This window comes from Streptomyces lancefieldiae (assembly GCF_031845825.1).
Classification (GTDB): Bacteria; Actinomycetota; Actinomycetes; order Streptomycetales; family Streptomycetaceae; genus Streptomyces; species Streptomyces lancefieldiae.
This window is the reverse complement of sequence record NZ_JAVRFH010000186.1, coordinates 1-2,299: the sequence shown is the minus strand read 5'-3', so window position 1 is coordinate 2,299 and position 2,299 is coordinate 1. Positions and strand designations below refer to the sequence as shown.

General features: G+C 69.7%; 5 protein-coding genes. 1 reads left to right on the top strand and 4 read right to left on the bottom strand.

Annotated elements, in window-relative coordinates:
- The 4 genes from RM812_RS41440 to RM812_RS41425 form a co-directional block, all read right to left on the bottom strand.
- A partial coding sequence (locus RM812_RS41440) for an HNH endonuclease family protein (protein WP_311586084.1) occupies positions 1 to 643 on the bottom strand: 643 nt, incomplete at its 3' end.
- 164 nt (positions 644 to 807) lie between these two features.
- Positions 808 to 909, bottom strand: a complete 102-nt coding sequence (locus tag RM812_RS41435; protein WP_311586082.1) for a DUF6207 family protein — start codon at positions 907 to 909, stop codon at positions 808 to 810.
- Between the two features lie 173 nt (positions 910 to 1,082).
- A complete protein-coding gene (locus RM812_RS41430) occupies positions 1,083 to 1,529 on the bottom strand; it encodes a hypothetical protein (RefSeq protein ID WP_311586080.1) in 447 nt (148 codons plus the stop codon).
- A 133-nt stretch (positions 1,530 to 1,662) separates the two neighbouring features.
- Complete coding sequence (locus RM812_RS41425; protein ID WP_311586079.1) at positions 1,663 to 1,845, bottom strand: hypothetical protein; 183 nt, start codon at positions 1,843 to 1,845, stop codon at positions 1,663 to 1,665.
- A 231-nt stretch (positions 1,846 to 2,076) separates the two neighbouring features.
- Between RM812_RS41425 and RM812_RS41420 the strand changes: the two genes are divergently transcribed.
- The coding region (locus RM812_RS41420) for a Ku protein (protein WP_311586077.1) at positions 2,077 to 2,299 on the top strand (223 nt) is incomplete at its 3' end.

Below are 2,299 nucleotides of genomic sequence, written 5' to 3'. Positions count from 1 at the left end.
ACGTCACACTCTGGTCCGGACACCCGTCGGCCACCTCGCGCAGGGCCGCCACCTCGGCCTCGTCGGCCGTCAGCGCCCAGCGGAGCTTCGTGCCCACCCACTCCGCGACATACCGGCAGTGCACCTCCGCGGCAGGCGGCAGCCACTCGGCAGGATCCCGGTCCGCCTTGGCACGGTTCGAACGCGCGGTAACCGCCACCAGACTGGCCTCGGCGCCCTGGTCGTTGGCATACGCCTCACGACGCTGCGCCGACCACCCGGACGCGCCACTGTCCCAGGCCTCCGCAAGGGGACCCATGTGGTCGAGGTCAAGGCTCGAGGCGGACGTCACCCAGACCTGGTCGTAGTACGACCACCACCGCCCACCCGAGAGCCGACAGTTCGGTCCGACCGTGGGAGGTTCTACCGCCTCAGAAATCAAAACTTCGGCGCGGGTGTTACAGCCGTCGGAAGGATTGGCGCCGGCGTTCCAGTGGCGGAAGGCGTCCCGGTCGTAGCCTTCGCGGGACTCGGTATCCACCGACAGGCGAGTGATGGCATCGGTCAACGGCAGCGTCTCCGCCGCGTGGGCGGGCGCTGGAACGGTGAGGGGCAGGACAGCGAGGGAGGCGGCAGCCAGGCCGCGCAGCACAGCTTTGAGCATGAGCCGGTGATAACGGCCCACACCGGCCGAGATCAGCTGTTTCGCCAGTGCGTCACCCGTGTGGGTGCAATGGTCGTACCGGTCGGCGAGGACGGCGGCAGCGACTCGTCATGCGTCTGGGCCAGGCGTGGTCGGCTCCGCGGCGGGGGCGACCACAGGATCGATCACCGCGATGAGTTCCTGGCACAGGTCCAGGTAGCAGCGCAGCCGTACGCCGCCTGGAAGGCGAAGGCGGTGTCGTCGTCCGCGGCCGCGACGTCGATCACGACCAGTCCCGGCTCTGTGATGTGTTCATCCCTGATCGGCTTCACGTCCTGGGCAACGTCTCGGGCGTCGGCTCCGGTTCGCCGACCATCAGGCCTTCACTCGAAGGCAGTGCACCGGAGCAGGGGCGGGCAAGCCCCAAGGTCTCTGGGCCTGCCCACCCCGATGGGCCGGGTCAGCTCCGGAAGCGCGAGAGCCAGGTACCTCCGGCCTTCTGCTCAGGCACGGCCTGGTCGTGCTCCCGGCGTTCGGAGACGGTTTGCTCGGCTTGGGGGGCGGCGGTGACGGCCTGCTGCTTGCAGTCGTCGCACAGGTGCGGGTGGGTCTCGCGTGGGGCGCCCCACCCGGCGGGCTCGATGGCCTTCCACCGTGCGTCGGTGAACCGGGTGCCGCAGCCGGCGCACACAGGACGGCTGGCCTCTCGCTCGGCCTTGTGCCGTGCGGCGATGCGGCGCAGCTCTTCCTGGTGCTCCCGTTGGCGGGCGGCGTACTCGGCCTGCTGGCGGGCGTCGTGGGCTTCGCGGCACGGGTTGCCGATCGCCTCGAGGAGCGTCTGGTTGTGTGGGCGGCCGAAGCGCCGGAAGACCGCTCCGGCCGGGCCGTGCTCCTTCAGCTGCTTCATGCCGGTGACGACGATGGGGAGCTTGCCGTCGTACGCGAGGACGGCGGTGAGGAGCGCTTCGTACGGGGCGCGGTCGGCGGGGAGTTCGCGTCGGCCAGGCCGTGGGGGTCATGGAGCACGGTGTAGGCGTCGCTCACCTGCGCACCGCGTCGTCCTGCTCGTGTTCGTCGGTGCAGTCGTCCGGGACGGCCTGGACGAGGAAGCGGACGTAACCGCGGTCGGCGCGTGCTAGCAGGGCCGGGGAACGCCGACCGACGGCGGGCGGCTGGAGGCTGCGTCCTTCGGGTGCGGTTCTGGTGGGTGTGGATGCGCTCATGGGGCACCGCCTCCGTTGCTGAGTGGTCTCGGTGTCGTTCGACGCTACGGAGACCGCCACGCAGTCCTCAACGAGATTGCGGGGAATTGCGGAAGTTCACTCCAGGGCGTCGATCCCGGTCTGGATAAAGGCGCGGGCGGCGTCGCCGTGAACGCTGCTGGCGCCCAGCAGGGCGCCCGGCACGGGGGCCTCGTAGGCTGGCTTTGCTCGGGGCTGTCCTGGAGGTCTGCCATGCCCCGAACGATCTGGTCCGGCGCCATCAGTTTCGGCCTGGTCACCGTGCCGATCCATGTGGTCAGCGCGACCGAGGACCACAGCATCCGGTTCCATCAGGTTCACCTCGAGGACATGGCCCGGGTACGGACACGCAAGATCTGCGAGCTGGAGGACCGCGAGGTCCGCAGTGACGAGATCGGCAAGGGCTACCAGCTCACCCAGGAGCAGGTCGTACCGG

What these genes read in the sequence shown, in the direction of transcription:
- RM812_RS41430 (WP_311586080.1), bottom strand. Translation starts at nt 1,529, where the DNA reads ATGAAGCAGCTGAAGGAGCACGGCCCGGCCGGAGCGGTCTTCCGGCGC.
- RM812_RS41425 (WP_311586079.1), bottom strand. Translation starts at nt 1,845, where the DNA reads ATGAGCGCATCCACACCCACCAGAACCGCACCCGAAGGACGCAGCCTC.